Origin of the sequence: Lientehia hominis, assembly GCF_021044755.1 — a bacterium.
Lineage (GTDB): Bacteria > Bacillota > Clostridia > Lachnospirales > Lachnospiraceae > Lientehia > Lientehia hominis.
In genome coordinates, this window is the sequence record NZ_JAJNOR010000005.1 from 224,237 (window position 1) to 250,871 (window position 26,635).

A 26,635-nucleotide genomic window follows, 5' to 3' on the forward strand; every position below is an offset into this window, starting at 1 on the left:
CATTATATGAAAAAAGCATCGATTTTAGCCATCGCTCCTTACGAAAGCCTGAAGGAAACCCTTCAGGCTGTTTCCCTTTCTTTTTCAAATTCTGCCGATATTGATGTCTTTGTAGGGGATCTGGAGCAGGGACTCCATTATCTTCATCAGTTCCCCGCGTCCAAATATGATGTCATCATCTCCAGAGGAGGCACGGCAGAGCTGCTTCAGAAGACAGCCAGCGTACCCATTGTGGAGGTTGAGACCTCCGCCTATGATATGCTGCGTACCATCACGGCTGCCAGACAGTACCAGATGCCCTTTGCGGTAGTCGGCTTTTCCAGCATAACGACCTCTGCCTCCCTCCTAAAAAACATCCTGAAACTGGATTTTGAAATATTGGAGATTACGTCCGTAGAAGATGTTCAGCAAAAGTTATCGGATCTGAAGTCGTCTGGGGTTTCCCTTGTTCTGGGAGATTCCATTACCGTCAAAACGGCTTCCCGGCTCGGACTTCTGAATATCCTCATTACTTCTGGCAGAGAAAGCGTGGAAAAAGCCTACCAAAAGGCCATCGACTACTATCAGAATATTGTCCTGACCCAGGCAGACAGCAGTATCTTCCGTTCTGTGATCGACAATGGAAATATCTGCATCATGCTCTTTGACCAGGCAGGCGGACTGTTCTATGACAATATTTTTTCTCAGGATTCCTCTTTCCTTTCCCTGGAAGAAACACTTCGTTCTTCCATCCCCAGGCTGGATGAGGAACAGGAACTGCGAATGATCAAACGGCAGAAAAAAGTGCTGTTTCAAATATATGGGAAGAAGATCTCTCTCCATTCCCAAATCTATTATGCGTTTTATATGACCCGTATCGTCGCAAAATCCCACTCTGCCCCCACCCTCCTTTTCGATTCCTTTGACACCTACAAAGACGATCTGATGCTTCTCGCCACCGGCTGCTCCTCCATGTCCCTCCTCATGAAGAAGATCGGACAGCTGGGCCCACGGCAGTTTCCTGTCTTTATCCATGGGGAATACGGCTCCGGCACAGAGACCATCGCCCAGCACATCCACAAAACCGGAGAGAGTAAAAGCTCCAGTATGATCTCCATCAACTGCCAGCTGATCACACCGTCCGCCTGGAATTCTCTGGTGGAGAATTCTGCTTCACCTCTGAACGGAAACGGCTACACGATATTTTTTCAGGATGTTCATCTGCTGTCTTCTGCCATGCAGGGAATCCTGAATGAATATCTGAAGGACACAGCGCTCTCCTCCCGCTGTCTGGTCCTTTCTTCCTCCGCCCTGCCGGCGGAGGATCTGATCGCCGGACGGGAATATAACACCAGCCTGTATAAGCAGCTGGCTGGTGTCATCCTTCATGTCCCTTCTCTGGCAGAAAGAAGAGAGGACATTCCTGTCCTCTCCACACTGTGTCTGAGCTATTTCAACAGTCTCCTCGGCAGGGAAATCATCGGATTTGAACAGGATGCGCTGGAATACCTTAAAAACTGCAGCTGGAAACTGAATCTGTTTCAGCTGCACAGTGTCGTCAAACAGCTGGCCGTTTCCTCCACTTCTTTTTACATCACCTTAAAGGAAGTGAAATATGCGCTGAATGAGCGGACCTCCGACACGGTACAGCTGCAGAACCTGAATCTGTCCAAAACTCTGGATGAGATTGAAAAGGATGTCATTAATCTCGTCCTGATGGAAGAAAATATGCACCAGACAAAAGCCGCAGAGCGCCTCGGGATAAGCCGAAGTACCTTGTGGAGGAAACTGAACCACTGAAACTTTAAATTGTGTCTTGTTTGACCATTTCATGCCGGAAAGCAGTGCAAAGGCCAATATTGCCAACTTATCTGATCTTGCGATGCTTTGAACTTAACAGGAGATTCCCATATTCTGGCAGAAGCAATACGCACGATCCGGGAGACGGTCAAAGCTGTTTCTGCCAGACAGCAAAAGAAAAGCATCTGAATCCCTTTGAGACAGCAAAAAAGCGTCTCACAAGCTTCTATTCCGCTTGTGAGACGCCTTTTTTAATACCACCTCCGGATACCATCCCCTCCTTCAGTGATTTCCTCCGCAGCCATGATGATCATGTCCGCCACAGCCGCCGTGGCCTTCGTGTCCGTCTCCGTGACCGCAGGAATGTCCTTCTTCATGTCCATGATGAGTGCACATGGCATCGGGATCATAAGACAGGGAGCCGGCCAAAAATGACCTGACCTGAGCGTCTGCTTCCCCGGCTGCGCCAGGGAACAGGCGAATACCGGCTTCTGCCAGAGCATTCCTGGCGCCGCCGCCGATGTTTCCGCAGATGAGCACCTCTACTCCCCGCTCCTTTAAAAAGCCTGCCAAGGCTCCATGGCCGGTTCCATTGGTATCTACAACTTCCGAAGACAAGATCTTTCCGTCTTCTGTCTCATAAATCTTGAACTGCTCCGAATGGCCGAAATGCTGAAATATCTGGCCGTTTTCATAAGTCACTGCAAGTTTCATTTTCTTTCCACCTTTCTGCACCCCTGCCTCAGCCAAATGTGTTTCCACAATCCGGTAGCTTCCTCCTTCAATATGAAGAGAAGAGCCCTCTACCAGAAATCTGGCCGTCTTTTTCCGCGCTTCCGCATAAAGCGCCTGAACGGTCGCCCGTTTTACATCCATTTGTGCGGCGCAGGCTTCCTGGGTAAGTCCCTCATAATCAATAAGGCGAAGCACTTCATATTCTTCCACACTGAGGATAATCCGGTTTCTTCGGCACGAGTCCCCCCGCTCTACCGGCCCGAAGCTGCTGAACCTGGGCATCCTGCCTACGCACTTGCATTTGCTTGGTCTTGGCATGGCGTGCATCCTTTCTGACATCCTATTATCTGTTTTCATTGCCATTGAAAACAATATATCATCTTTATTGGCATATGTCAATAATAAACTGCCATTGTATTTATTGCAAAACAGCGCCTGGAATTTATCCAGGCGCTGTTAATCATTTCAATTTTTTCATCAGCCACGAATTTCCTGTACGCTTTTTACGACCGTATGGCGGATGGGCACCCATGTTACCTTTTTAAACAGTGCCGCGATCGCAATAGGTACATATGTGAATATGAAAATAGGGAAGCTGAACATATACAGGATCTTCTTCCGTCCACTGCAGTGAATCTGTTTCCACTCCGTAATCGTAGTCACGAGGCCAAAGAAGAACAGGGAAATGTATATTCCGACCAGATTGCCGATAATCGCTTCTATCGTCATCTCGACCCAGCTCAAATGGCCAAGCAGCAGTCCGGCTGTCCCAAACACGCCGTTGATCACCAGCGTCACCATAGTCAGTAAAGTGGCCGGTGCAAGAGTCATCATCATATCGTAGCACTGAAAGCTGTGCTTTGTGGCCATTCCTCTCATGAGTCTCCCCCCGTAATTTCCAAGTACCTGGTAAAATCCCTTCGCCCAGCGAAGCCGCTGATTCCAGGATTCTTTAAAGCGGATGGGCTGTTCATCATAAAGAATGGCATCTTCACAATATCCGATGATCCGGCCCTGTATTATATTGTCAGTGGAAAATTCAATATCCTCAGTTAGAAGGTGATGCTTCCATCCATTGTTTTCTCGGATGATCTCGTTGGATACCAGGAAACCTGTACCAGATATGGCACAACTGGTCCCGCACTGCATTCTCGCACCATTCAGATATTTGGATTCCCTTAAAAACCACAGAGCATAGCCGGCTGAAATCCAATTGGAACCGTAATTCTTCGAATTCCGGTAGCTGGTGACTACCGAATACCCGTTTCCAAACACCTTATTCATCTCTGCCACATAATTTTCGTCCAGAACGTTGTCCGCGTCGAAAACCATATATCCGTCATAAGTCTCCAGGCCTGCCTTCGTATCGATCTTGGAAAACAGATAATTGAGCGCGTACCCTTTTCCCACCTGAATATGGTCAAACCGCTCGTAGACGATTGCCCGGTGTTCTCTAGCCACCTGCGCAGTATCATCTGTACAATTATCCGCTACCACATAAATGTCTATCAAATTTGAGGGGTAATTCTGCCTATGGATACTGTCCAGCAACTCTCCTATGACCGTCCCCTCATTTCTGGCGGAGATCACCACCGCAAATTTATGGAGCTTATCCGTATCATAGTGTTTCTTTTTGGAAAACAGACGAATAAAAACAAACACTATTTGGTATAAATAACAGACGCTGAAAAGCAATAAGATCAGAAAATTAAAATTTCGAATCCATATAGTCATAGCACGTCAATTCCTCTCGATTTTTTCCCGTTATACTCTCATCCCATAAAAAACACAGTATTCCGTCAGCAATACTTTCATTACTACTTGCACCAGTATACAGAAAAACCTGTGTCTATTTTGTGTCTAAAGGTTTAAATTTTCCTTTAAATTTTCCTTTGTTTCTTACTGTTATTTTCCCAAAAAAGAAAGATTCCATGCACTGTTGTTTTTTACAGTGCCGGAACCTTGTTCTTACCGGGCTTTTCCGGTTTCGAATCACATCTTTTTCTTACAATTTTATTAATTTTTTTATAGCACATATTTCAGGAAAGCTTCGCAGCCTTCCAGAATATCTTCATAGGTCAGATCGAAATTGCCTGTATACCAGGGATCGGCAATATCCCTCGGCCTGCTCCCAAAGTCCAAAAGACGCCTCACCTTATGCTCTGTGTCCTCTTCCGGCCTCATACCAAGAATCCGGAACATGTTGGAAATATTCCTCTGCTCCATACCAATCAGATAATCGTACTTATCATAATCCGTTTTTTTCATCCGCACTGCCCGGTGATCTCCTGCAGGGATGCCGCAGGACCGGAGTTTGCTGCGGGTTCCCCGGTGCACCGGATTCCCAATCTCCTCATAGCTGGTCGCCGCAGATTCAATCTCAAAACAGTCCTCAAGGCCGCGCTTTCTTACCATATCCTTAAGAACGTATTCTGCCATGGGAGAACGGCAGATATTGCCGTGGCAGATGAATAATACCTTAATCATAGTTTTCATTTACTCCTTTTTGCCCGGAGATGCCCCATTTTGCAAGGGATTCCGGGATTGTTGTGAATTACTCCGAAATGATGAGATGTGGCAAATCAGAGCAAAAAAGTGCAAGTTACTATCACCTGTTAGTAGTAAAATTAGTAGTAAAACGGAAATTCTTACTACTAAGGATTTTTGAGTTTTCCGTGGCACTTTTTGTATTTCAGTCCACTACCACATGGACATTTTTCATTAGGATATATTTTTTCCGTACTGTCTTTGTTGAATATTCAATTGGTAAAGGTCTCACGCCTTCCCAAATTAATTCTAGTTCTCTTAATTTATATAGGTACTCTGAAGCGACCAAAACTGCTTGAAACATACTTAATGCCTCAATTTCAAATTCCAACAGGTATTCTGTACTCTTCTTTTCTCTCTTTTTAGAATTGGGAATATAGCTAATTCTTTGAGTGGGAGTGTCATATTCAATATCATTATGTCCAATTGCATTTCGAAGCTTTTGATTATACTTTACATCTAAAGTTCTCATATAAATTTCATCTGTATTATACAGATGAAATCTATTCGCCTTTGCCGCGCCTATGAATTTGTCCAATGAATCAATACCACATTACCCACATGCCACAGCAATAGAATGCTCATCTAGCCATCCAACTTGTAATCTTATTCTAGTAATGCTTCCGCAGACCTCACATTTTATATACTCGTTATATACCAATCGACTCACTCCTTCACGTTCTGATTTCATGGTTTTAATCTAAGCACATCAATAACGCATATCCAAAACTGCATTTTGAATTTTTTCGATATATTTTATTACCACTCTACCTTAATTGAATTCATAATATCATTTTTACTTTTAATACAACAAAGTATATTATATCCTCAAATACAATTTTTTTCCACAAAAATAACGCCCCAGCCGAAGCCAGAGCGTCATTCGTCTTCCGTATTAAGTTGCTTTAAGCATCTTCTGCGACATTGGCTTGTCATTTTTCTTCTCGATTTCCACCTGTACCTTTCTGAATTCATCTATCCGTTTGAACTCTGCCTCGGCATCATCAAAGTTGATATGCGTATATACGTTCATCGTAACGGAGATGTCTGAATGCCCCATGAGGTATTGTAGCGTCTTTGGATTCATTCCGTATTTTCCACATGTTGGAGCAATAGGTATGCCTGCAGATGTGGGGCGTGATGTTTGGCATCTGTACCTGGTAGATATCGTTGTACCGGCCGGCCATGTGATTGAATCAGTGCTGCCAGTGCATCGCCACCAAGGGCATCCTGTTTTCATCGTAGAAAAGGAATCCGCTGTATCCGTCAACCGAAGTCTCCACTTTCGGTGCGTTCCTGTCCTCGATAATTGCCCGAAACATGTCTGCGACATCGTCTGTTATAGGAAGCACTCTTGATCCAGCATCTGTCTTGGTCTGCTCAATGATGTACCTCATATCGTCATGCACGAATTTCAAAAACTTCCGCATCTGATCTTTGGTGATTGCCTCTCTCGTGACCGCATCATTCACCAGTACTCCGGCAAGCCGAAATCCGAAGGGGTTCTTTACAATAATATCATCGTCCACCGCAATCTGAAATGCCGGTCTGAGCACTCCCCGAATGGTACGGATGGAACTGTAGCTTTTCCCGTCCTCCTGCTGCAGCTTGATCAGGAACAGCTTTGCATCGGATGTTTTCACACTGCGTATGGTCTTCTTTCCAAAGGACGCTTTTGCCAGCATCCTCTGTACGGTCACATAACCCTGTCTGGTGCTCTGCCTTACTCCCGCCTTGGTTTTGAGGTATCGATCCACCAATTCACATACCGTCATTTTCTCGGCTGCGATATTCAGGCAAATCTCAAGGTCTGCATTTACCTGCTTTTCCAATTCCCGGAGCGACAGACAGGGCTTTTTCCCTTTCGGAAGCTTGTCAGTCGGCTCCAGCTTCCAACTGTAAACAAAATGCGGTTTGCCGTCGATATGGTATTTATATTGGTATTTGCCATCGGCTCGGACGCTTTCCCCCGGACGAAGGACTCTTCGTTTGGAATCACGCCTCGTCTGGTCTCTTCCTGCTTTTTCCATTATGCCCGTCTCCTTAACTCTGGATGGTTTCGTAAATACTTTTCAATGGCTACACGGATAATCAGCTTACGACTCCCGTAATATGCCAGGAAATCTCCGCCATCTGTGGTATCCAAAAATTCGTAAAACTCCCTACGGCTCAAGACGAAATATTCAATCGCCTCACTTGGGTTTAATATGTCCTTTTCTGCTAAATTTGGTTTTGCCATGATATCATTCCTTTCTACCAAAAGTGGCAGTTTTTTAAGATTTATTGGGTTCATCGTATATTCCCTCTAATCCCCTGTAATAGCAACTACTTTTGGCAGATAAAAGGAATTATATTTCTGACGAATTCAGGATATATTCTTCAAACTCTGGTCGGATGATCAGGAACCTGTTACCGCTGTAGACAGCCACAATACCGAGGTTGTCTTCTGCGATTCTTCTCATCTTCTTTATCCCGATGTTAAAATAAGCTGCTGCCTCCTTGATGGTGAGCATATACTTCTCACTGACAGGAAGCATCTCATTGCTTTCTGCTTTCATAGTATGTCTCCTTCCTACAAGTTTTTACGATAATGCATTCAGGCGGCAGCTCCCCATGCCACAAATATCTGGTCGCTTTTTTCTTTGTGCTTGCGGTATACACACCGCTGATTTCAACATTGAATCCATTCCCGAAATCACGATAGATGATGGGTTCAAGATCAATTTCTCTGACGCAGTACTCTGCGCCAAGGCTCCTGCATAAAGCCTTGATATATGAATTTTTACCTGGCATAATACATTCGCCCCTTTCTTTTTTCTTTTAATAGTGATTCTTCTACTAAAAGGACACGTGACAGAAAGGACATAAATCATTTGTTGTGATAGATGTATGGATTTACCGCATACTTCATGGCAGGCGGTCTACCCTTACCTTTATACTTCCCGTCATCAATTACGGACAAATATCCATAACCCACAAGGTTATCCAACACCAGTTGTAATTCTTCTGCCCTTTTAAACCGTCTGCATAATCGCTGCACATCCCTGCGAGTTACTTCCGCAAGTCCTGCATTTTTTATCGCATCCAGTACATATCGGCTCTGTTTTATTATTTCATCAACACCCATAAGCAAAAATGCCGCTCTCGCGTGCTCGACAAAGTATTCCCCGATGCGGATGGCGTTTTGCATCGTCTCAGCATCCACGATCAGCTCATCCGCAACTGCCAGAAAATCATGACATCTGTAAACCGATGCCCGGCAGAGCAGCCCCGCGATCCGAAGTACATTTCCCACCAGCTTTCCCGCCCAATCCGAAATATCTGCAAACTCTGTTTTCAGCTTTGGCTCCATTTCCTCTGCGAAAGCCTCAATCATACGATCCGCTTCCGGGGACAGCATAATCATTTCAGGATCCTTCTCGTATTCGTCCTCCAGTAGATTACAAATACATTTTTCATAATTACTGCAAACATTCATCGGTACAGGCACAGATCTATAACGCCTGCATCCCGCCTTTGAGGCAGGAATGCTATACAGGAATCTGGCTGTTAAACCTCTGCCCCGGAAGGTTCCATCTCCCATCAGTCCGGAAAGAACGCTCAGCTGCGCCATCAGAAACATCGTAAGTGCCGGTGTCATTACGCTTTCGCTTTGCCTGCCGATACGATCCACACGGATGCTGTCCCCGGAATACCCTTTGAGGATAACGTCTATATTTACATTTTTGGTATAGATGCCTGCAAGAGTATCAAAGATGCCGCCCTCTGTAGAAAGGACCGCCGCCCTACCATCATTGTCCGCAAGGACAGATGTTAGTTTTTCGGTTGTGATATCATCCACATATAACTTCAACGGCTTCGCCTCTCTGAAATTAGCAATCTCTTCTGACACTTTATCCACCTCTGACATATCGACTTTCCCCTCCGCAGCCTGACTTATCAAAGCTTTCTGCCTTTGTTCAAGAATCTGTTTTCTCGTCTTGCTCTTTTCAATCTCCACCGCCCTTGCTGGATTCTGCTCCGCTTCAACATATTTGTACTTAAATATCATGGAGCCATCGGAAAGAAAATCAGCGGTAGAGAACGCCATGATAAAGCCGATCAATCTGTTTAATGGCTCTGACCAGTTTGCTTTTGCTTTGAACCGGTATTTTCCCTGCAGGCAAACTGCAAGGACAGCCAGTCGAAACTTTTTCTCCGTTTCCGCATACGTGTATTTCGGATACGGACTACTCAGTTCATGTACCTTCTCCTGTCCATCTGCAGTTAAAGCTACGTTAGAAATCATAGCCTGCCATAATGGTTCTGAAAGTGTGTCCGCATTCTCTTGGCAATATTGCAATAACCGACACTTGCTGATTAATTCATCTGCACTGCTGGTTCCCATACAGGCGAACGCATCCTCGTCTTCCGATGGTACGGCTGTTTTGGTATTACATGTTTTCTCCTTTGGCACATAACCGGCGTTGCCATCTATCATGTAGGGAGCCTCAAAAAGCCACATGGCATGAATACCGTTTCCAGACCATATCAGCAATGAAGGCTTCATCGGAGATTCATTTTTCATGAAATCGATGATCTGATCTTTTGTTTCCGGTAAATTCCTCTCTGCATGCGCTGAACCCTTTATATCGAGATCCGTATATGCTACTGCAGAATCAAGTTCTAAGGCCTGAAACCATTTTGTGATTACATTCTTTTTTTCGATATATGAAATGCCGATAAATCCGTCATCCATTTTTCCGTAGAGGATATCAAGAAATTCTCTTGTATTCATTTCAGAATAACCTCCAAAACATTATTTTACAGAACTCCTAAGAAGCCATTCCTTATAAGCCTCTGTAGGAATCAGAATACGTGTACCGACTCTGATCGTCGGGTATCCCGGTTCCTTCACAAGCTGATATGCCTTTGGAAGGCTGATCCCCATTTCCGATGCAAGCTCCTGCACGCTCATGGTTGTCTTATCCATAGTTTTCTCGCCTCCTTTCTATCTCAGCGCGATCTCTGATCGCCCGTTTGTTTCCGCCTGAAGTATGGCGTTATAAGCAGTTAAGTCTTTCACACCATACTGGTTATGCTTATCAAGCCTTTCCGTTACATACTTCTTTCTGCGGTTTTCTCTTTGTCTTTTGCGATTTTACATATGTTCTGTACCTCCTTTTGGTAAAAATAAAACAGACTTATCCCTTCCTGCTAAGTTAAGGAACGGGAAACAGCCTGCCTGGTTGACGTCCGTCTTTTTCCAACATCACGTTAAATGTTATTATTCTTACATAGGAGGTGTCAATATGAATGGTGAACGACTCAAACAAGTACGAAAAGACCGCGGATTTACACAAATTTCTTTAGCAGAAACTCTTGGAGTATCAAAAGGCTCTGTTGCCATGTGGGAAACCGGTAAAAGAAATCCCGAATTTGAAACTTTAGATAAGTTACTTACACTTTTAGATGTTAGCTATGATTACTTAACCGGAAAATCTGACGAAGAAGGGTATAACAATCCAACAACCGATGATCTAAAACAGATTGCGGCTTGGACTATCGAGGATGAGGTATATGAGGTATTTAGAAAATTTCTCTCTCTTGACGAATATGGATCTATTGCTGTTAAGCAACTTATATTAAACGAATATCAAAGATGTTCTTCGCAGGAAACCTTAACAAACACTTTTCTATTGCGGTCTCTTTAAAGAGAGACAACATACAGGTATAAAAATAAGCTGGGAGACATTTAAACTCCCAGCTTTTTTATACTTTTACACGAAACGCGGTCAAAACCCAATTTGTCTTTATTTCTATTGATCACAGAACCAATTCATTAAATTTCATATAAAAAATCAAAGATACCGGCTAATACCACCTATGCAATTTCGCGAAAATTTGCGTTTAAGGGGGCATCGGTCTTCTTAAAATCCTGTAAAGATTATTATCCCCCTCCTACATTTTCTCCTATTTTTTTTCTTCCTTTTCTGATAAAATATACTATAAATAATGCACAAGAAAAGGAGTGATATAATTGGTTACTCTATGTACTAATCCAAATTGTAATTTACTTTCTAACCACAAAGGAAAACATCAATTTGTTTATAAAAAAGCCTGGAAAGACCATTTTATTGCAGAGGATATAAATAAAATAGACAAGGCAGGGTACTGTACTCCAAGAGGTGGCGCTAAGGGCGGCTATCAAAATCATGTAAACAGAAACAGCAAAGTAATAATACCATATGAGAAATTATCTGAAGTTAATCTTGATAATTATCAAGATGGATATGTTATTAGATTATTTCCTTCTCAATATTTTTCCGCAAAAAACACTGTTAATGAAGCATTTATAGAAAATGCCGATGTTATCGTCGGAGAGAACGCATTTGTTCTGTATAGGACATATGAAGACTTTGAAAACTATCCACCCCTGTCAACATGGGAAATTCGATCTATCCTTAAATATGACAAGCACAAAAAGGCATATTGCATCCCCTCTAAAGATAGAGGCGGTGATATGATAGACTGTGGTCATTATCTACTAAGAATTTCAAACAGTGGAACCAATAAAAAACAAAACAAATTTGAAGGACCTGCGCAAGGAATATTTGCGCCAGAATATGCTGACACAAATACGAACTTTTTATGTCAAGCAGTATTAGCATGGCTTATAATCAAAACAGAAAACTCACCATATGATGAATCTGATTTCGAGCATTTAAAAGCAATATTAAAAAAACATAATTTATTGGATTCTCCACACTTTGAGAATGATTATATTCTTCATAATGGAAAAACCACTTGTCCGTTATGCCAAAGAACAATTTTTCATAGTGAATTAAATGAAATGATTTCTTTTGACGATGAAGAAGGTCTAGAAAATTCTACCGATCAAGTAGGTTCTACGCGATCGACAAAAGTGAATTTGTTCCATATGGTTCCGCTATGTTATTCTTCATTAGAAAACATACCTACACAAGTTTCTTGGGGACACGCAATATGTAATACTAGATTAGGTCAACGTCGTTGTTATACCTTTAAAGATTTACAATCTACAGAGATTGAAATAGAAATAAATGAAGGACAGAAAAAACGGCTTCTTGGATATGCAAATGCAAGTCAGAACTTTATTCGTTCACAAAACGGTGATGTTTGGATTAGAATTTCAAAAGGTGACGAATAAACCAAATAATAAATCGGGGAGACTCAATCATAAATTGACTCTCCTCCCCCTCTTTCTTATGCAAAAAGCATCTGCATTATTTTTTCTTTCAATTGTTCAATTAGATGATTTTCTTCCATAAGACTTTCATAGTATTCGATTATTAATTTGGTTTCTTCCATAAATTCTCTCATTTTTTCTTTATTTATTACTACTTTAAGTTTATCCATATCTTTTTTGTATACTTCTTTAAAAGTACTTCCATTTGAAATAGATTCAATCAAAGCTTTATGTCGCTTAATCCAAAAAAACAATTGCAACGCACAAATATTTTCTTTATCAGGAATTAACGCCAGCATACCTTGATTGGTAGTAGCTTCATTTATATTTATTATGCATTCGCCGATAGTTGCCCTACTAGACATAATTACTGATTCCTTTGGAATGAGTTTTGCTCCGCTATTAGCCAATCCAAGAATACTTATTTTTTTTCCTGCCGAAAATGAAAATATTCTATTGCATGAAGTAACATCTGACGGTGTATACCAATCATACGCGCCATTGTTCCAGTAGTTTTCATTTTTAGTCGATGGCGTTCCACCTGTCACGAGTTCGACAATGCTTGATAATGTCTTGTATTCATATACACAGTTTTCATTTTCAAAGTAGTGAATATATAGTGTTTCTAAAAGTGTTTGAAGATTATCCATCATTTCACAATTGTGCTCGTATTTATCATCAAGACTAACTAGCTCATCTACTATTCGTTTTTGTTCATCAACATTAGGCAATTCAATTTCATACTTTCCTATAGTCTTTCTAGAAATCTCCTTAAAAGTACTTCCATTCCCTAATGCTTCTATTTTTTTTCTGTTGAACAATAGATAATAATACAAATAATGATTATAAAGCAACTCTTCCTTACAAACAAAGCTCTTAAATCCTTGATTTGTACACAATTCTTTTCCGGCTAGTGCTACATACCCGATTGGTGCTCTGGAGGAAAATAGAACCGTTCCTTCAGGTAGTTTGTAAGTTGCACAACTTTGAAATCCTTCTTCAGTAATATTTCGTTGCCCTTCGCAAATGTATTTATGATTGTATCCAGACAGATCTTTTGGAGTTATCCATGAAATTGTACCATTTTCATAATATTTTTTTTCTTTTGTTAAAGGAGTTGCTCCACTATAAATTTCAGCAACTTCCTCCAATCTGTATTTCTTCATCAATTCAACCCCTTTAATAGTACATTAGCTAGATTATTGGATATTTTTATTTGTTCTTTTAAGCTTTCTTTCAGCAAATTAATTGCCTTTTCATTTTCTTCCTTATTAACAACTATTTCCTCAACCCCTGTGTAAATACTTGGCATCAATTTACAACCATTGTTAACAATCTCATTTACTTCAGTAAGCCAAGAATAACCTTTTACATTATACTTAATTTTTCTGTTTTCTTTAAACGACTTGTACAATTTTGAAATACACTCAATACTATCTTCAGTAATAATCTTTTGTGTTTTACTCACGCTTACACCATATTTACTTGCATCTATAAACAAGATCTTATCCGTATCTTTTCTATTCATATCAATGAAAATTAATGCACTTGGTATCGCTGTTCCAATAAACATCTTATATGGCAGCTGTACTACACAATCGATTATATTTCTTTCAAGCATTTTCCTTCGTGTAAATAAATCTGCTTCATTCGAGCTTGTTAATGCCCCATTAGAAATAACAAACCCGGCTTTCCCGTTTGGTTTAAGATGATAAATGAAATGCTGAATCCACATATAATTTGCATTGTTCTTATTCACCATTCCAAAAACTCTTGGATCTTCTGAGTTCAATTGTTCTGCTCCCCACTCTTTCATATTGAACGGTGGATTGCTGATTACATAATCTGCTTTTAGTTCCTTGAAACAGTCGTCAAGTAAAGTATCTCCATTTCTTATTTCCATATCTAGGCCATGAAGAACTCCATTCATGTACGCAAGTAAAATTGTTTTACAATTCTGTTCCTGCCCTAAAAACTTCAATCTTGATTTGCTGTATCTGCTTGATTGAATAAACATTCCGCCTGTTCCACATGCCGGATCATATACTACTCCCTCTGTTGGATTTAGCATGCTTACTAACAGATTCACTACTGAAGGGGGGGTAAAAAACTCACCGCCTCTATTTCCTTCTGTTGCAGCAAAATTGCCTATAAAATACTCGTAGATTTGCCCCAAATAATCTATTTTCCCTCCACTGTTTTTTAAATCGATTTCATTTATTAGATTTATCAAATCTTTTATTGTTCTAGCCGGAAGATTACTATTCGAATACATATCCTCATATGGATTAGCTATGTTACTGAATTGTGGTAAGATTTTTATTAGTTCACTGTCCAATAAACTTGCTATCTTTTCATCATCACTCTTTTCAACAATCTCATTCCATACTGTGTTCCCCTTTTTTTCTGACATATATCTCATGAAAACCAATGGCAGCACATAAAACTTATAATCTGATGGCGGAATCTTTCCCCTTAGTTTATTTGCAGTTTTAAACAATTCGTTCTCATAATTTCCCATATAGCACCTCCTATTTTTCTACTGAACACATTATCATATTCCAACAAAAAAGTCTATCCTTTTTTTGGAACATTCTTTTTCATTTCTTCGTCTTTCATCAATATACACTATTATCTGTCCCAATATTTGTACACGCAAAAAAGAGCAGACATAAAGCATCTTACATACGCTCTTAACTATTAATATCCAATTCTTCCAGCATCCACTTTTCATCCCTAAGTAGTCCATTACTACTAAGGAATTATCCCAAAACATTTGTCCCTATTCAAATTATCACCTTGTGCCTTAGTAGTAGGAATCGTAGTATCCATGCGGTTTCCTGCCGCATAATGCCCTGCTCTGCCCCACTCTACAAAGGTCTGCATTGTAGTAAAACTGGAGTGCCGTGGCAGACGAATAGTACTTTTATCATGCTCGCATATCTCCTCATATCTTTGATTTTCCTTGATTTAATGGGCTTTCTACAATCTTGTATATTTTTCTGTTTTCGCAAGAACCAGTATAGTCAGCATTGCGTACAAGTATCCAGTATTGCCCCAATATCAGAATACCCCATAATCTTTTGCAATGTCTTTGGATTCATACCCGGCTTTGTAGCGTTTCCTCCGGGACTATTGATTGATTAAAAAAATATAAAATACCTTTATAATACCTTGGAAGGCACTTATCATTCTTTATAAATTCTAATATACTTTTTTATTAAGTCAAGAAATTTCGTTTCCTCTTTTTCTTCAATACTCAACATAGTAACATCAACAGGTATGCCAATTTCTGCTTCAATTAAATCCACTAAAGCCTGCCTATAATCAAGCAATTTATCCTCAAATACTCTATATATAAACAACAAATCTAAATCATTCGGATAATAAACATTTTTCAATATCGATCCAAATACATAGACTTCATTAAATTTATCTGCTAAATGCTGATTTTCATTGATTATTTTTTTGACTGTATTAATTATCTCTAAGTTTTCTAATGTATCCATAAAAGTCTTCCATCGTCAACAACTCTGTATTAAATTGATCTGCCATCTTATACGCATCACTTGAAATACAACCACGCCCATTCCAACCATGAAGATTTACTACTACAGCTTCTGCAGGAGACAATTCATAAACATCTGCCTTGCTAAGACAATACTCGTAAACAAAGATAACGTGTTTATTTTTTATAATTACTTCCCTTAAGCTTGTATCATTTGCAAATTTAAAAGGCAGACCGCACGCCTGTTTCACATATTTCAACGCGAAATTTAAACTGTTTAATCTAACTTTGGTTTTAATAAAACATTTATGTTCAAAATATAATTGTCTCAATCTCGGTGCATCTGTAAGATATATAATTTCTTTTTTGCCATTTTCTAATACTGATATGTACGGCTTATCTTCTCCTAATACTATTTCGCAGAATTGTCCTTTCTTCTTCAATATATAGATTAACTTTTCTAGTGATTCTGTCATAGGGATAAAATAATCATCAACTGGTTCCACACCGAACATAGAATCTACTTCTTTAGGAAATAAAAGAAATCTTCTTTTTTCTTCATCGCATCTTGAACCTTCAAATTCCTTAATATGTAAGAGTAATTGCTGTATATAATACAAGTTAGAATAATTTTTATCATCGCTAACATGAATTAAATGCTTATTTTTTTCCAAAAGCATTTTAATCTTTCTATTGTTCACTAAAATGAGTGGTTCAAATTTATCCCACAATTCTTTCTGCCCATTTAAGTAATAATTTTCATATATCAATTTATTCTCTAACAGCAATGGTTTCACCTTGGATTTTAAATCTGTAAAACAAGAAAACTTTTTTGCAAAGACCTTTTCCAGCTCATTTTTTCGTATCTTTTTCCACTCTTTAATTTCTTCAACAGTGAATGCTTGATTTTATCGAAATCAGTATGACAGTTCGGACATAAAACCACTAAATTTTCATACGAATTATCTTTTGTATCATAGTATGGAATTATATGCGCCCGTTCAATAATATCTCCTGGCCCTCTAAACAGCTCTTCTTGACAAGTTGGATTCATACACCTCCCCATCGATTCAGCTATAATTTTTCTCTCAACATATTTCTTTGTTGCATCTCTTCCCATTTTTAACCTTCTTCTATAATTATAAACATTTTGCAATACATTCTACAAAATACTGCCACTTGTTTGATAAATCTAAAACTCCTAAAATAAATCTCACTTTATATTTATAATCCCTCTGCACTTTGGATATCTGGAACAACCATAAAACTCATTTCCTGCATTTGCTCCTTTTGTAGCTTTTCTTTTCACCATATGTGCACCACATCTGGGGCATATAACCGCAGTGGCTGAGTTAGTTCCTTTTGCAGCCACAGTATTCTCAGGAATTACTTCTGCCGGTTCTCTTGTCACAGCTTCAACTTTATTTTCCAATTTTTCGGCATTGATCATACTTTCATACTTAGCAAAATAATTCTTTGGATTATCCTGATGTTTTCCCAGAAACCATCTAGCAACCTCTTCCATGTGTTTTTCCCCGTTATCTTCAGCACCACGTTCACTATTAACTTTCTTAATATATGTAACAAGTTGATCGGCACGAATAATCTTGTCCTTCACTTCTTTTTTGGCATACCGTGAATTGAGAACTGTATGTGGATTAGCCAATACAACCACGCTGCGATAGTTTTGCTCAAAGAACTTTTCAAAAAGTGTCTTTGTGACTATATTGCCCCTTGATTCACATCGAACTGCCTTAATCACTTCCATATGACGCTGATTCTGTGTGATTGGCGAATAAATACCTTCTTTCACATATCGATTACCATATTTCATTGTACGAATAAAATCCCCGGCAGAATTCACTTCGATGTCACCATATAAATTCTTACATTCAAGAACAAAACATCTCTTACGTGTAATAATTAAATAATCAATCTGAGCAGTGTATTCTCCATGCACAAGATATAAATCATGCAAAATAAACATCGGCATATGGCTGTTCTTAAGTTCAAATGCAATGCGGTCCTCTCCTATATTTCCGGCCTGTAGGCATCTTATATCCTGCTGTATTTGTTTTTGTACATCTTCTGGAACCTTTTCCAGCAAAGACTGCAACAGATCGATTTCTTCAGCCGCATTGCTGGATTCCTTTAAAAATACCGGTTCTTTGTATTTATCAAATATTCCCATATAATTCTTCCTCAGCTTAATATATAAACTTTTATTGTTTCGTTTCCGTATCTTAATCTCACGTTCTGATACTTTAATAGTCTGTTCATATTTTTTACACAATACACATGTTATTGCCATCTTAAAAGGGATGTATAGTAACTAACTGATAATCAACAGATGGTCATCATGTATATGGTACTGTCTAAAGGTTCTACTTTGGATGATACGATTCTAGGCGTAAGTAATACCCTTTCTTCAAATATACAGTTTTATAATTTTGACCTTCTTCGTTATGGGGAGCACATCATCTCACACTACATCTTCTCTTTTATTTTCTCAATCAATTCAAGATCTGCTGGCAGCCAATCCACACTGTTCAATTCTTCTTTTGAAAGCCATCTTGCAGCTTCGTGTTCTTTCAATATCAAATCACCAGAAATAATTTCAGCCCAAAAACATTCCATTGACAAATGAAACGTCGGATAATCATATTCTACACAATCTATTTTTTTTCCTACTGAAATCTTTGTATCAAGCTCTTCTTGAATTTCCCTGACCAATGCGCATTCTGGCGTTTCGCCTATCTCGACCTTTCCTCCCGGAAACTCCCATCCATCTTTAAAATCACCATAACCTCTTTGAGTTGCAAATATTTTTTTATTATCCTTTATGACTGCCGCTGCCACTTTTACTGTCTTCACAGTCTGCTCCTTTCTCTAAATGTCTTCTATCCAATGATGTATTGATAAATATCATCTCTCACAGGAGTATCCAACGTCCATTCAATTTCAACTGCTGTTTTTATTGTATTATTCATACAAACCTCTTCAGCATTTCCAGATGCATTCATACGTCCAAGATAATAGAATTCCTTTGAAATTTTATCATCTTTGTTTTTCCGTACAAATAAATGTACGTCGATTCCTCTCTCTCTTGCATGCAATAAGTTTTGTACATCATCCGAATCCATTGTTCTGCCCGATTTAGATATACCAATTAATGTATTCGCATTTATAAAATGATCTTCATATTTTGTACTTTCACTGATGTCATCTGATTTGTCATAATTTATAAATACCGGAAATGTCTTAGTCTTTTTATCATATTTATATCCTCCAATATTTAAAGGCACTTCATTAGTCTCCCAATTCAGAATGCGGCATACATCTTCGTATGTATACTTTTGATACAAAACAAAATCCGTATCCTGATACTTCTTGCTAAAATTCGTATTATATCTGGAGATGCCAAAGTCAACTAATTCCTCAACAATATCATAAAAATCCTGATCCCTCAGCATTTCACCGAAGCTATCAGAAATCCCATACTCTGCCCCTTCTTTCTTGATAAATATACAAGATGCATATGTTTTCTTGCTTGAGCCGGATGCAAATTCATTAGTCATGATATTTATAACATTTTTCTGAATACTACTGTCCATGCTGATTCCATAGTCTTTCCAAAGATTCTTTTCTAATAACCCTAGGATTCCATGTTGATATTTTAAAAGACGCTTCAGCAATTCTAACTCATAAATCCGTTTACCTGACACCAACTTTTTTGATATAAATTCTACTATTCTTTCTTTTTTTTCCGATAAACGTATGGTATATTCTTTTTCATATTTTACTAAAAACTTATAATATGAACCAAGGCTGTTATTATCAAAAATACGGCATACGTCCATCTCTCCATACTTATCAAAATCTTTTAGAGCAGGAATTTTTCCCAGCTTATATTTTAAATAAGTATAATTTTCTTTTATCAATTTTATATCACTGAAATTTGCGGAATCTATCGCTGAAAATATTCGTTTACGGCTGATTTCATCAAAGTGTATCGTCGATGCACCGGGAATCACTCGATCTCCTTCCATAACATATCTTCGAATATTATCTTTGTTATAGCTGCGGTCACCAGATAGAGCAATGGGAATCAAGAAATTATTCTTATAATTGCCAATAAAATCAAGAATAACAACAAAGTCTTTGTTTTTTGCCTTTCTAAGCCCTCTTCCCAGCTGCTGTACAAACACAATCGCAGACTGCGTGGGCCGAAGCATAATAACCTGATTAACTTCAGGTATATCAACACCTTCTGAAAAAATATCCACTGTAAATATGTAGTCCAAATAATCAGCCCTTGGCATCATTTCTTTTGTAACACTCTGTACAAGACGTTCTATAATTTTCTCTCTTCTTGTCTCATTATCTTCTCCAGTCAAAACCTCGGTTCGAAGTCCTCTCTCATTAAATTTTTGAGAAAGCATCTTTGCCTCTTCTCTACGGCTGCAAAAAATCAAACCTTTAACTCGTTCTCCACTATAACCATAATACTTTGCTTGTTCAATTATATAATTTACCCTGTCGTCACTTACCAAACGATTAAAGCTGCGAAGTCCAGCTAAGGAATCCTCATCTCCAATAATTTCTCCATCAATGCTTAAATCTGTAATGCCAAAATAGTGGAACGGACAAAGTAAGTCTTCCTCCAACGCCTGCTGTAATCGGATTTCATACGCAATGTTATGGTCAAATATTTCATAAACATCAAACCGTTCAGTTTCTGGACTTGCTGTCATGCCCAGCCAGAAATCTGGTTGAAAATAATTCATGATTTTTTGATAACTGCCTGCTCCAGAATGATGCGCTTCATCCAAGACGATGACGGAAAATGCATCTTTGGGAAACTCATTTAATATATTATCTTTGCTCATCATCTGCATAGTTGCAAAAACCAAATCTGATTCCTTTATATTTTTAATATTCCCAGAAGTATTTCCAGAAAGCAAAGCATATCTATAGGCAGAACCGTTAATACGTTTGTCACCAAATACAATATGATAACTGTCCAAAGCTTGTTTTGCAATTTGTTCTCTATGTACAAGAAACAATACCCTTCTCGGATTTATTTCCCGTAATGCAAAAGCGGAAGCATAAGTTTTGCCAGTTCCTGTGGCAGATATCAAAAGTGCTTTATGCTCTTTTTTATCAATCAGCTCTTTAATATTTTTAACAAATGCAACCTGCATAGCATTTGGCTGCAGCTTATATTGTTCGAGAGAAACAGGGGTTGTATCTATTGCGATCTTTTTCTGCTTCTTGATCAATTCATATCTAGTACGATAACTTTCAATAAAATCCTCATAGTCCAAACAGTGCTGATCATTCCATAGTAAATGAAACTCCCGCAGAATATCTCCTATCACCTCTCCCGACTCATACCCCACAAGCTTTGTATTCCACTCACGATTTATTTTCAGGGCACCTGCAGTCATATTGGCACTGCCGACAATTATTCGATATATTTCTTCCTTTTTGAAAATATACCCTTTTGTATGGAATCCATCCTTATCTTCATTACTGCAAAACATTTTCAATTCTATATTAGGCAAAGAATTTAGTTTATCCAGCGCCGCCGGATCATTAAATGCCAAATAATCCGTTGTAAGAATTTTTCCTTTAATTCCTTTTAAATTCAGTTCTTTGAATATCTGTAATAGAGGAGTTAATCCGCCCAGAGTAATAAACGCGACGCTGACAAAGAATTCTTCGCAATCACGAAGCTCCTGTTCAATAGAGGAGATCACTCTCTTCCCTCGCCTGTAATCATTTGACACAAACTCTGGACGATAAGCAAGGTTAGAATTAATGTTCTGATCTAAAAATGCACTTTCTAATCCATTCCGTAACTCACAAATATGCTTCATACCGCTGCTCCTTCATCTGTGTGTCTAGTCATTATCTCTCATCGCAATAGTTCATGTAACCAGTGCTCACTTCTATATTTCAGTATACCTTTTTATTCCAGCAACAGCAACGAAATTAAAATAATATCTCCCTTTAATCATCTCCTCTGACCACCTCAAAGCGCCCCGGCCTAAGCCGGAGCGCTCTGCAGCAAACAAAATATTAAACCTATAAAACAGCAGCCAATGGTACATCCTTCATTCTGCCAATGGAAATCTTTTGTCTGCCATCTGTACGGCGACCGCGATGGCTTCCACCAGGCTTTCTTCGTTAGCGCGCCCTTCACCTGCTTTTCCAAAGGCTGTTCCATGATCGACAGAAGTCCGTATGATGGGAAGCCCAATGGTGGAATTAACTCCCGACATGGCCGTATAACACTTTTTCTCGTAATCCATCTGAAACCCGGACAGTTTCAAAGGGATATGGCCCTGATCATGGTACATCGCCACTACCACATCATATTGACCGGCCATGGCCTTTACAAACACCGTGTCTGGCGGCACGGGCCCCTCTGCAAGAATCCCCTCCTTTTGGCATTTCTCTATGGCAGGAATAATAGACTTTTCCTCTTCGTCGCCAAAAAGCCCATTCTCCGAACTGTGGGCATTCAAACCGGCGACGGCGATCCGCGGCTGTTCTATTCCCAACTGCTCCATGGCGTCCTTCGCCAAATAGATTGCGTGTTCCACCTTTTCCGGATGCTCCCGAATCATATCACAGGCGTTCCGCATGGAAACATGAGTCGTCACATGGATGACGCGCAGCTTTTTAGAAGCCAGCAGCATGCCATATGTATTTGAGCCGGTATATTCCGCGAAAATCTCCGTATGGCCGGAATAGTGGTGGCCTGCCAAGTTAATGGCTTCTTTATTGATCGGGCCGGTCACCACCCCGTGGCTCCTTCTCTTCATGGCGAGTTCAATGCCTTTTAAGATGTACTGAAAAGACGCCTCACCTGAACTTTTGCATACGGTTTTGTAAGTCCAGTCCCCTTTCTTCAAAAGGTTCAGATTAATAAAGTCGATGGTTCCAAATTCTCCCGCTGCCTCCTCCGGCGCCTTGATCTCCCGAAGCTTCAAATCGCTGTGTGCATATTCCAAGGCCTCCTCCAGGGGAATCCTGTCCCCAATCACTACCGGTATGCAGCTCTCATAAACATCCTTATTAGAAAGGGCCTTCACCGCGATTTCCGGGCCGATTCCCGCTGCGTCGCCCATGGTTATGGTAATAATATGCTTCATACTCCCGCCCTTTCTCATGTCTCACCGTAGGTCAGGACCATCGCCAGGTACGTCAGCGGTTCAATCCCCTCATTGTCAATACGGTGTGTCTGGCCCGATATGGTGATTGCCGCGTCTCCCGGCTTCAATTCCTGTTTCTCTCCGTTATCATAATAAACGGCCGTTCCCGACAAGATATAGACAAATTCTTCCTCATCATCGTGCCTGTGTTCCCCGACAGAACAGCCCGGCTGCAATTCTACTACAGACATTAGCCGCGCATGTCCCAGATATTCTCCTTTTGTAAACAGAGGATAAAGCCGTGCCGTTCCTTTCCCGCCCAGCATTTGAAACCGTTCTTCCGCGGTCCGTTCCAAACTGCGTCTGATCATACACTCCTCCTAAATTCCTAAATATGCCCGCTTCACATCCTCATTTTCCGCCAGCTCATGATTGTTTCCTTCCAGTACGATCCTTCCGTTTTCCATCACATATCCTCTCTGGGCTATACTGAGCGCCGCCGGCAGATTCTGTTCAATAAGAAGGATCGATACCCCGCTGTCACGGACAGCGGCAATATAATCAAACATCTCATCCACCACCACCGGCGCCAGTCCCAGAGAAGGTTCATCCAGCATCAGCAGATCCGGTTCCATGACGAGGGCCCGGGCAATTGCCAGCATCTGCTGCTCTCCTCCCGACATGGATCCGGCAACTTGTTTTTGCCTTTCTTTCAGTTTCGGAAACATATCAAAGGCTTTCTCTATATTTTCCATCCGCTTTTTCTTGACTCTTCTGCAGTAACCTCCCAGGAGCAGGTTGTCCATCACGCTCAGGGTACCCAGTATTCCTCTGCCCTGCGGAATATGAGATATGGCCAGATCCGCCCGTTTCGTAGGCGACGTTTTTAAGATATCTTCCCCGTTCCATATCACCTGCCCGGCAGACGCTTTCAGATGACCTCCAACAACATTCAAAAGTGATGTTTTTCCTGCGCCGTTGGAGCCTACCAATGCCACACATTCTCCGTCCTTGACTTCCATGGATACATCGAAAAGAACCTGCAGATCCCCATATCCGGCATTTATATTTTTAATTTCAAGCACGGTGCCGTCCCCCTCCCAGATATGCTTTGATCACACTCTCATTACGCATGACCTCTTCCGGATCTCCCCCGCACAAGAGTTTCCCTTCGTTTAAGACCACAAGCCGATGGCTCAGTTTGATCACCGCTTTCATCACATGTTCAATGAATATGATGCTGATTCCGGATTCATTGAGTTTCCTGACAAGGCGGATACTTTCTTCCATCTCGGCCGGGTTAAGGCCTGCCATTACCTCGTCCAGCATGATCACCTTCGGGTCATTTGCCAAAATTCTGGCCATATCCAGCCATTTCCGCTTTTCAATCGGCAGTTTTTCGCAGAACATCCGGCTCAGATCCGCCAGCTCCATCATTTCCAGAATCTCTTCCGTTTTATCTGCCGCTTCCTTATACGCGCAGGATTGAAGCGCTACCGTATATACACTGTCATAAACAGTAAGTCCGTTAAACGGCTTTGGGGTCTGGAAGGTCCTTCCGATCCCCATCCTCGCTCTCTGACAGATATTGCTTCCCTGAATATCTTTTCCGCAGAATAATACTTGTCCCGAGTCGGGTATATAAGCGCCGCTTATGAGATTCACGCAGGTGGACTTCCCTGAGCCGTTCGGTCCGATCAGGCCGAGCAGTTCTCCCTTTCCCAGACAGAAGCTGACATCGTTGACCGCCTTGATTCCTCCAAACGCCTTGCTTAAATGTCTGATCTCAAGAATCGGATCCATGCGCCCGCCTCCTCTCCGTTTTTCTTCCGTTCTTTTTCATCCGGCCGTCCTTTTGGAAAAAGCTGATAATACCGCCGGGTTTAAATATGATCACCGCCAACAGCACAGCGCCGTATAGCAGCATTCCAGAACCGCTGGATCCCAGGACCGCATTGGCCACCTCTGTCATAGGGATCAAAACCGCCGCTCCGATCAAAGGCCCGAACAGATGTCCCAGCCCCCCTACGATCGCCATCGTACCGATTTTCGTCGAGACGTTTAAAGAGCTCACTGTGGTCGGATCCAAATAAGTAAGAAAAAAACCATAGAAGGTGCCGATGGCAGAGGCTGCCATCGCGCTGATCACAAAGGATTTAAGTTTTGCTCTGTAGGAATTGATCCCCAGAGATTCTGCCGCGTCCTGATCCGCCCGGATGGAACGGAGATAGTAGCCAAGTCTCGTCTGTTCCACCGCCCAGGATATTGTGATCACGACTGCCAATACTGCCAGCATGATATAAAAGAATATTTTGTCCGATTTAAGGGTCAGCTGCCAGAGGCTGTCTTTTTTATATGTGATGAAGATCCCGTTGGAGCCCCCGGTTATTCCTTTCCCATAGACCAAAACCACCCGGATAATCTCCGAAAACGCTATGGTCATCAGAGAAAAGAACATATTTCTCTGTTTAAAAGAAACAAGACCGATGATCATGGACAAAGCAGCTGAAACTATCATTCCCGCAAAAATCCCAAGCCAAGGGCTTAAATTAAAATGAATCTTCAGAATAAAGCTTGTATATGCCCCTATCGCCATGAAGGAGGCCAGGCACCAGCAGGTCTGCCCCGCATATCCGCCGATAATATTCCATGCGGTCCCCAGCGCCGCATAAGTAAACAGCACGACTCCCACGGATATCAGATAATTGTTTTTCGTAAGCGCCGGGAAGACGCAGGCCGCCAGAAACAGCGCTCCCATGATTCCCAATGTCTTCAAGTTGATCTTTTCTTTCAGTGTCACGCTACCCTGGCCCCCTTCCCAAAAAGCCCCGCCGGCTTAAACGCCAATACAATGATCAGGAGCAGATAAGCTGCGGCAGGCGCAAGATCGTTGGACACAAAGGTTGCGGTAAAGGCCTCCACCAGCCCCGCGATCAGGCCGCTGGCAACGGCTCCTCCGATATTGCCCGGTCCCCCCATGACGATGATCACCATGGCGATCGTCTTAAAGGGCGTGCCTGCCGTAGGGTATACAAAATAAATGGGGGACAGCAAAAGTCCTGTTATCGCCGCAAAGGTCGTACCGACGGCAAAAGAAAACCCGTACATTTTATTGGTATTGATGCCGAGGCTTTGCGCCACCTCGGTATTTTCCGAGGTGGCCCTCATAGCCCTGCCGAAATCTGTACGTTTCAGAAAAAAATCCACCAGGACCACAAAAAATATCATAAAGCCGCAGGCAATGATCCTGGGAAGCCCCAGGGAAAATCCTTTCCAGGTGATGGAAACAGATTTTAAGCTCGTCTCCACCGCCCAGAAGTTTGTAGTAAATACCAGCTGAAGCACACTGATGATAACAAAGGACAGCCCCATGGTGGCCACTACGAAATACTGCCCAGGCTGCCCAAGCAGCGGCTTCACGACGACACCATAAGAAATCCTTCCGAAAAGATACGCGATCAGAATCGTCGGCGGAAGCAGCAAATATGGGCTGAGGCCGGTCAGCTGATTCAGTACCAGAGTAATGTACATTCCGATGACCAGATATTCACCCTGCGCAAAATTCACTACTTTCATGACCCCAAAGATAATGGTCAGCCCGACACCTACAAGCGCATAGATCCCTCCCATTGTCAGTCCGTTGAGAATGGACTGCCCGATCATCCATAACACATTCATGCCGTCTCCTCCCTGCCG

General features: G+C 41.1%; 26 protein-coding genes and 1 pseudogene. 3 read left to right on the forward strand and 24 right to left on the reverse strand.

What is annotated here, in order from left to right:
• The first annotated feature begins 6 nt into the window (after window positions 1-6).
• Complete coding sequence (locus LQE92_RS09960; RefSeq protein WP_231062819.1) at window positions 7-1,779, forward strand: sigma-54-dependent transcriptional regulator; 1,773 nt, start codon at window positions 7-9, stop codon at window positions 1,777-1,779.
• 282 nt (window positions 1,780-2,061) lie between these two features.
• Here the strand turns inward: LQE92_RS09960 and LQE92_RS09965 are convergent, their stop codons facing one another.
• From LQE92_RS09965 to LQE92_RS10010, 10 genes and pseudogenes are all read right to left on the reverse strand, one after another.
• The gene (locus LQE92_RS09965; protein ID WP_231062820.1) at window positions 2,062-2,832 is read right to left on the reverse strand and encodes a NifB/NifX family molybdenum-iron cluster-binding protein; all 771 of its coding nucleotides are present in this window, start codon (window positions 2,830-2,832) and stop codon (window positions 2,062-2,064) included.
• A 159-nt stretch (window positions 2,833-2,991) separates the two neighbouring features.
• The gene (locus LQE92_RS09970; RefSeq protein WP_231062821.1) at window positions 2,992-4,248 is read right to left on the reverse strand and encodes a glycosyltransferase family 2 protein; all 1,257 of its coding nucleotides are present in this window, start codon (window positions 4,246-4,248) and stop codon (window positions 2,992-2,994) included.
• A gap of 291 nt (window positions 4,249-4,539) precedes the next feature.
• Window positions 4,540-5,001 (reverse strand): low molecular weight protein-tyrosine-phosphatase, encoded by a 462-nt coding sequence (locus LQE92_RS09975; protein WP_231062822.1) that lies wholly within the window; start codon window positions 4,999-5,001, stop codon window positions 4,540-4,542.
• Between the two features lie 167 nt (window positions 5,002-5,168).
• Window positions 5,169-5,273 carry an SEC-C metal-binding domain-containing protein gene (locus tag LQE92_RS14700; protein WP_408611454.1) on the reverse strand — a complete coding sequence of 35 codons (105 nt, stop codon included), beginning with the start codon at window positions 5,271-5,273 and terminating at the stop codon, window positions 5,169-5,171.
• 683 nt (window positions 5,274-5,956) lie between these two features.
• Window positions 5,957-7,091: pseudogene (locus LQE92_RS09985) on the reverse strand (integrase DNA-binding domain-containing protein).
• On the reverse strand, window positions 7,091-7,354 hold the full coding sequence (locus tag LQE92_RS09990) for a MerR family transcriptional regulator (protein WP_231062824.1): 264 nt from the start codon (window positions 7,352-7,354) through the stop codon (window positions 7,091-7,093). Before LQE92_RS09990 ends, LQE92_RS09985 begins: the two are co-directional and overlap by 1 nt.
• 55 nt (window positions 7,355-7,409) lie before the next feature.
• Window positions 7,410-7,619, reverse strand: a complete 210-nt coding sequence (locus LQE92_RS09995; protein WP_231062825.1) for an excisionase — start codon at window positions 7,617-7,619, stop codon at window positions 7,410-7,412.
• Window positions 7,600-7,854, reverse strand: a complete 255-nt coding sequence (locus LQE92_RS10000) for a hypothetical protein (protein ID WP_231062826.1) — start codon at window positions 7,852-7,854, stop codon at window positions 7,600-7,602. Before LQE92_RS10000 ends, LQE92_RS09995 begins: the two co-directional genes overlap by 20 nt.
• 76 nt (window positions 7,855-7,930) lie before the next feature.
• A complete protein-coding gene (locus LQE92_RS10005; protein WP_231062827.1) occupies window positions 7,931-9,838 on the reverse strand; it encodes a YfjI family protein in 1,908 nt (635 codons plus the stop codon).
• Window positions 9,839-9,859: 21 nt separating this feature from the next.
• Window positions 9,860-10,033, reverse strand: coding sequence for an excisionase family DNA-binding protein (locus LQE92_RS10010; RefSeq protein ID WP_231062828.1), 174 nt, complete (start codon window positions 10,031-10,033; stop codon window positions 9,860-9,862).
• A 319-nt stretch (window positions 10,034-10,352) separates the two neighbouring features.
• On the opposite strand from LQE92_RS10010, the gene LQE92_RS10015 reads away from it, so the two are divergent.
• Window positions 10,353-10,754 carry a helix-turn-helix domain-containing protein gene (locus LQE92_RS10015; RefSeq protein WP_231062829.1) on the forward strand — a complete coding sequence of 134 codons (402 nt, stop codon included), beginning with the start codon at window positions 10,353-10,355 and terminating at the stop codon, window positions 10,752-10,754.
• A 326-nt stretch (window positions 10,755-11,080) separates the two neighbouring features.
• The gene (locus tag LQE92_RS10020; RefSeq protein WP_231062830.1) at window positions 11,081-12,229 is read left to right on the forward strand and encodes a BstXI family restriction endonuclease; all 1,149 of its coding nucleotides are present in this window, start codon (window positions 11,081-11,083) and stop codon (window positions 12,227-12,229) included.
• Window positions 12,230-12,285: 56 nt separating this feature from the next.
• On the opposite strand, the gene LQE92_RS10025 is transcribed toward LQE92_RS10020, so the two are convergent.
• The 14 genes from LQE92_RS10025 to LQE92_RS10090 all read right to left on the reverse strand — a co-directional run bounded on the left by LQE92_RS10025 (window position 12,286) and on the right by LQE92_RS10090 (window position 26,617).
• Window positions 12,286-13,434, reverse strand: a complete 1,149-nt coding sequence (locus LQE92_RS10025; RefSeq protein WP_231062831.1) for a restriction endonuclease subunit S — start codon at window positions 13,432-13,434, stop codon at window positions 12,286-12,288.
• Window positions 13,434-14,789 (reverse strand): N-6 DNA methylase, encoded by a 1,356-nt coding sequence (locus tag LQE92_RS10030; protein WP_231062832.1) that lies wholly within the window; start codon window positions 14,787-14,789, stop codon window positions 13,434-13,436. Before LQE92_RS10030 ends, LQE92_RS10025 begins: the two co-directional genes overlap by 1 nt.
• 667 nt (window positions 14,790-15,456) lie before the next feature.
• Complete coding sequence (locus LQE92_RS10035) at window positions 15,457-15,777, reverse strand: nucleotidyltransferase domain-containing protein (protein WP_231062833.1); 321 nt, start codon at window positions 15,775-15,777, stop codon at window positions 15,457-15,459.
• Complete coding sequence (locus LQE92_RS10040; protein ID WP_231062834.1) at window positions 15,746-16,564, reverse strand: HNH endonuclease; 819 nt, start codon at window positions 16,562-16,564, stop codon at window positions 15,746-15,748. Before LQE92_RS10040 ends, LQE92_RS10035 begins: the two co-directional genes overlap by 32 nt.
• 17 nt (window positions 16,565-16,581) lie before the next feature.
• A complete protein-coding gene (locus tag LQE92_RS10045) occupies window positions 16,582-16,896 on the reverse strand; it encodes an HNH endonuclease signature motif containing protein (RefSeq protein WP_231062835.1) in 315 nt (104 codons plus the stop codon).
• A gap of 93 nt (window positions 16,897-16,989) precedes the next feature.
• The gene (locus LQE92_RS10050; RefSeq protein ID WP_231062836.1) at window positions 16,990-17,967 is read right to left on the reverse strand and encodes an NERD domain-containing protein; all 978 of its coding nucleotides are present in this window, start codon (window positions 17,965-17,967) and stop codon (window positions 16,990-16,992) included.
• Window positions 17,968-18,263: 296 nt separating this feature from the next.
• Complete coding sequence (locus LQE92_RS10055; RefSeq protein WP_331001281.1) at window positions 18,264-18,650, reverse strand: (deoxy)nucleoside triphosphate pyrophosphohydrolase; 387 nt, start codon at window positions 18,648-18,650, stop codon at window positions 18,264-18,266.
• A gap of 26 nt (window positions 18,651-18,676) precedes the next feature.
• Window positions 18,677-21,658 (reverse strand): DUF3427 domain-containing protein, encoded by a 2,982-nt coding sequence (locus tag LQE92_RS10060; protein ID WP_231062837.1) that lies wholly within the window; start codon window positions 21,656-21,658, stop codon window positions 18,677-18,679.
• A gap of 237 nt (window positions 21,659-21,895) precedes the next feature.
• The gene (pdxA, locus tag LQE92_RS10065; protein ID WP_334301395.1) at window positions 21,896-22,915 is read right to left on the reverse strand and encodes a 4-hydroxythreonine-4-phosphate dehydrogenase PdxA; all 1,020 of its coding nucleotides are present in this window, start codon (window positions 22,913-22,915) and stop codon (window positions 21,896-21,898) included.
• Window positions 22,916-22,953: 38 nt separating this feature from the next.
• Entirely contained in the window at window positions 22,954-23,310 is a 357-nt protein-coding gene (locus LQE92_RS10070; RefSeq protein WP_231062839.1) for a cupin domain-containing protein, read from the reverse strand.
• Window positions 23,311-23,319: 9 nt separating this feature from the next.
• Window positions 23,320-24,024 carry an ABC transporter ATP-binding protein gene (locus LQE92_RS10075; RefSeq protein WP_231062840.1) on the reverse strand — a complete coding sequence of 235 codons (705 nt, stop codon included), beginning with the start codon at window positions 24,022-24,024 and terminating at the stop codon, window positions 23,320-23,322.
• Complete coding sequence (locus LQE92_RS10080; RefSeq protein ID WP_231062841.1) at window positions 24,017-24,742, reverse strand: ABC transporter ATP-binding protein; 726 nt, start codon at window positions 24,740-24,742, stop codon at window positions 24,017-24,019. Before LQE92_RS10080 ends, LQE92_RS10075 begins: the two co-directional genes overlap by 8 nt.
• A complete protein-coding gene (locus LQE92_RS10085) occupies window positions 24,726-25,739 on the reverse strand; it encodes a branched-chain amino acid ABC transporter permease (RefSeq protein WP_231062842.1) in 1,014 nt (337 codons plus the stop codon). The genes LQE92_RS10080 and LQE92_RS10085 overlap by 17 nt, the downstream gene beginning before the upstream one ends.
• Window positions 25,736-26,617: a branched-chain amino acid ABC transporter permease gene (locus tag LQE92_RS10090; protein WP_231062843.1), complete on the reverse strand. Its 882-nt coding sequence runs from the start codon at window positions 26,615-26,617 to the stop codon at window positions 25,736-25,738. Before LQE92_RS10090 ends, LQE92_RS10085 begins: the two co-directional genes overlap by 4 nt.
• Between the last annotated feature and the right edge of the window lie 18 nt (window positions 26,618-26,635).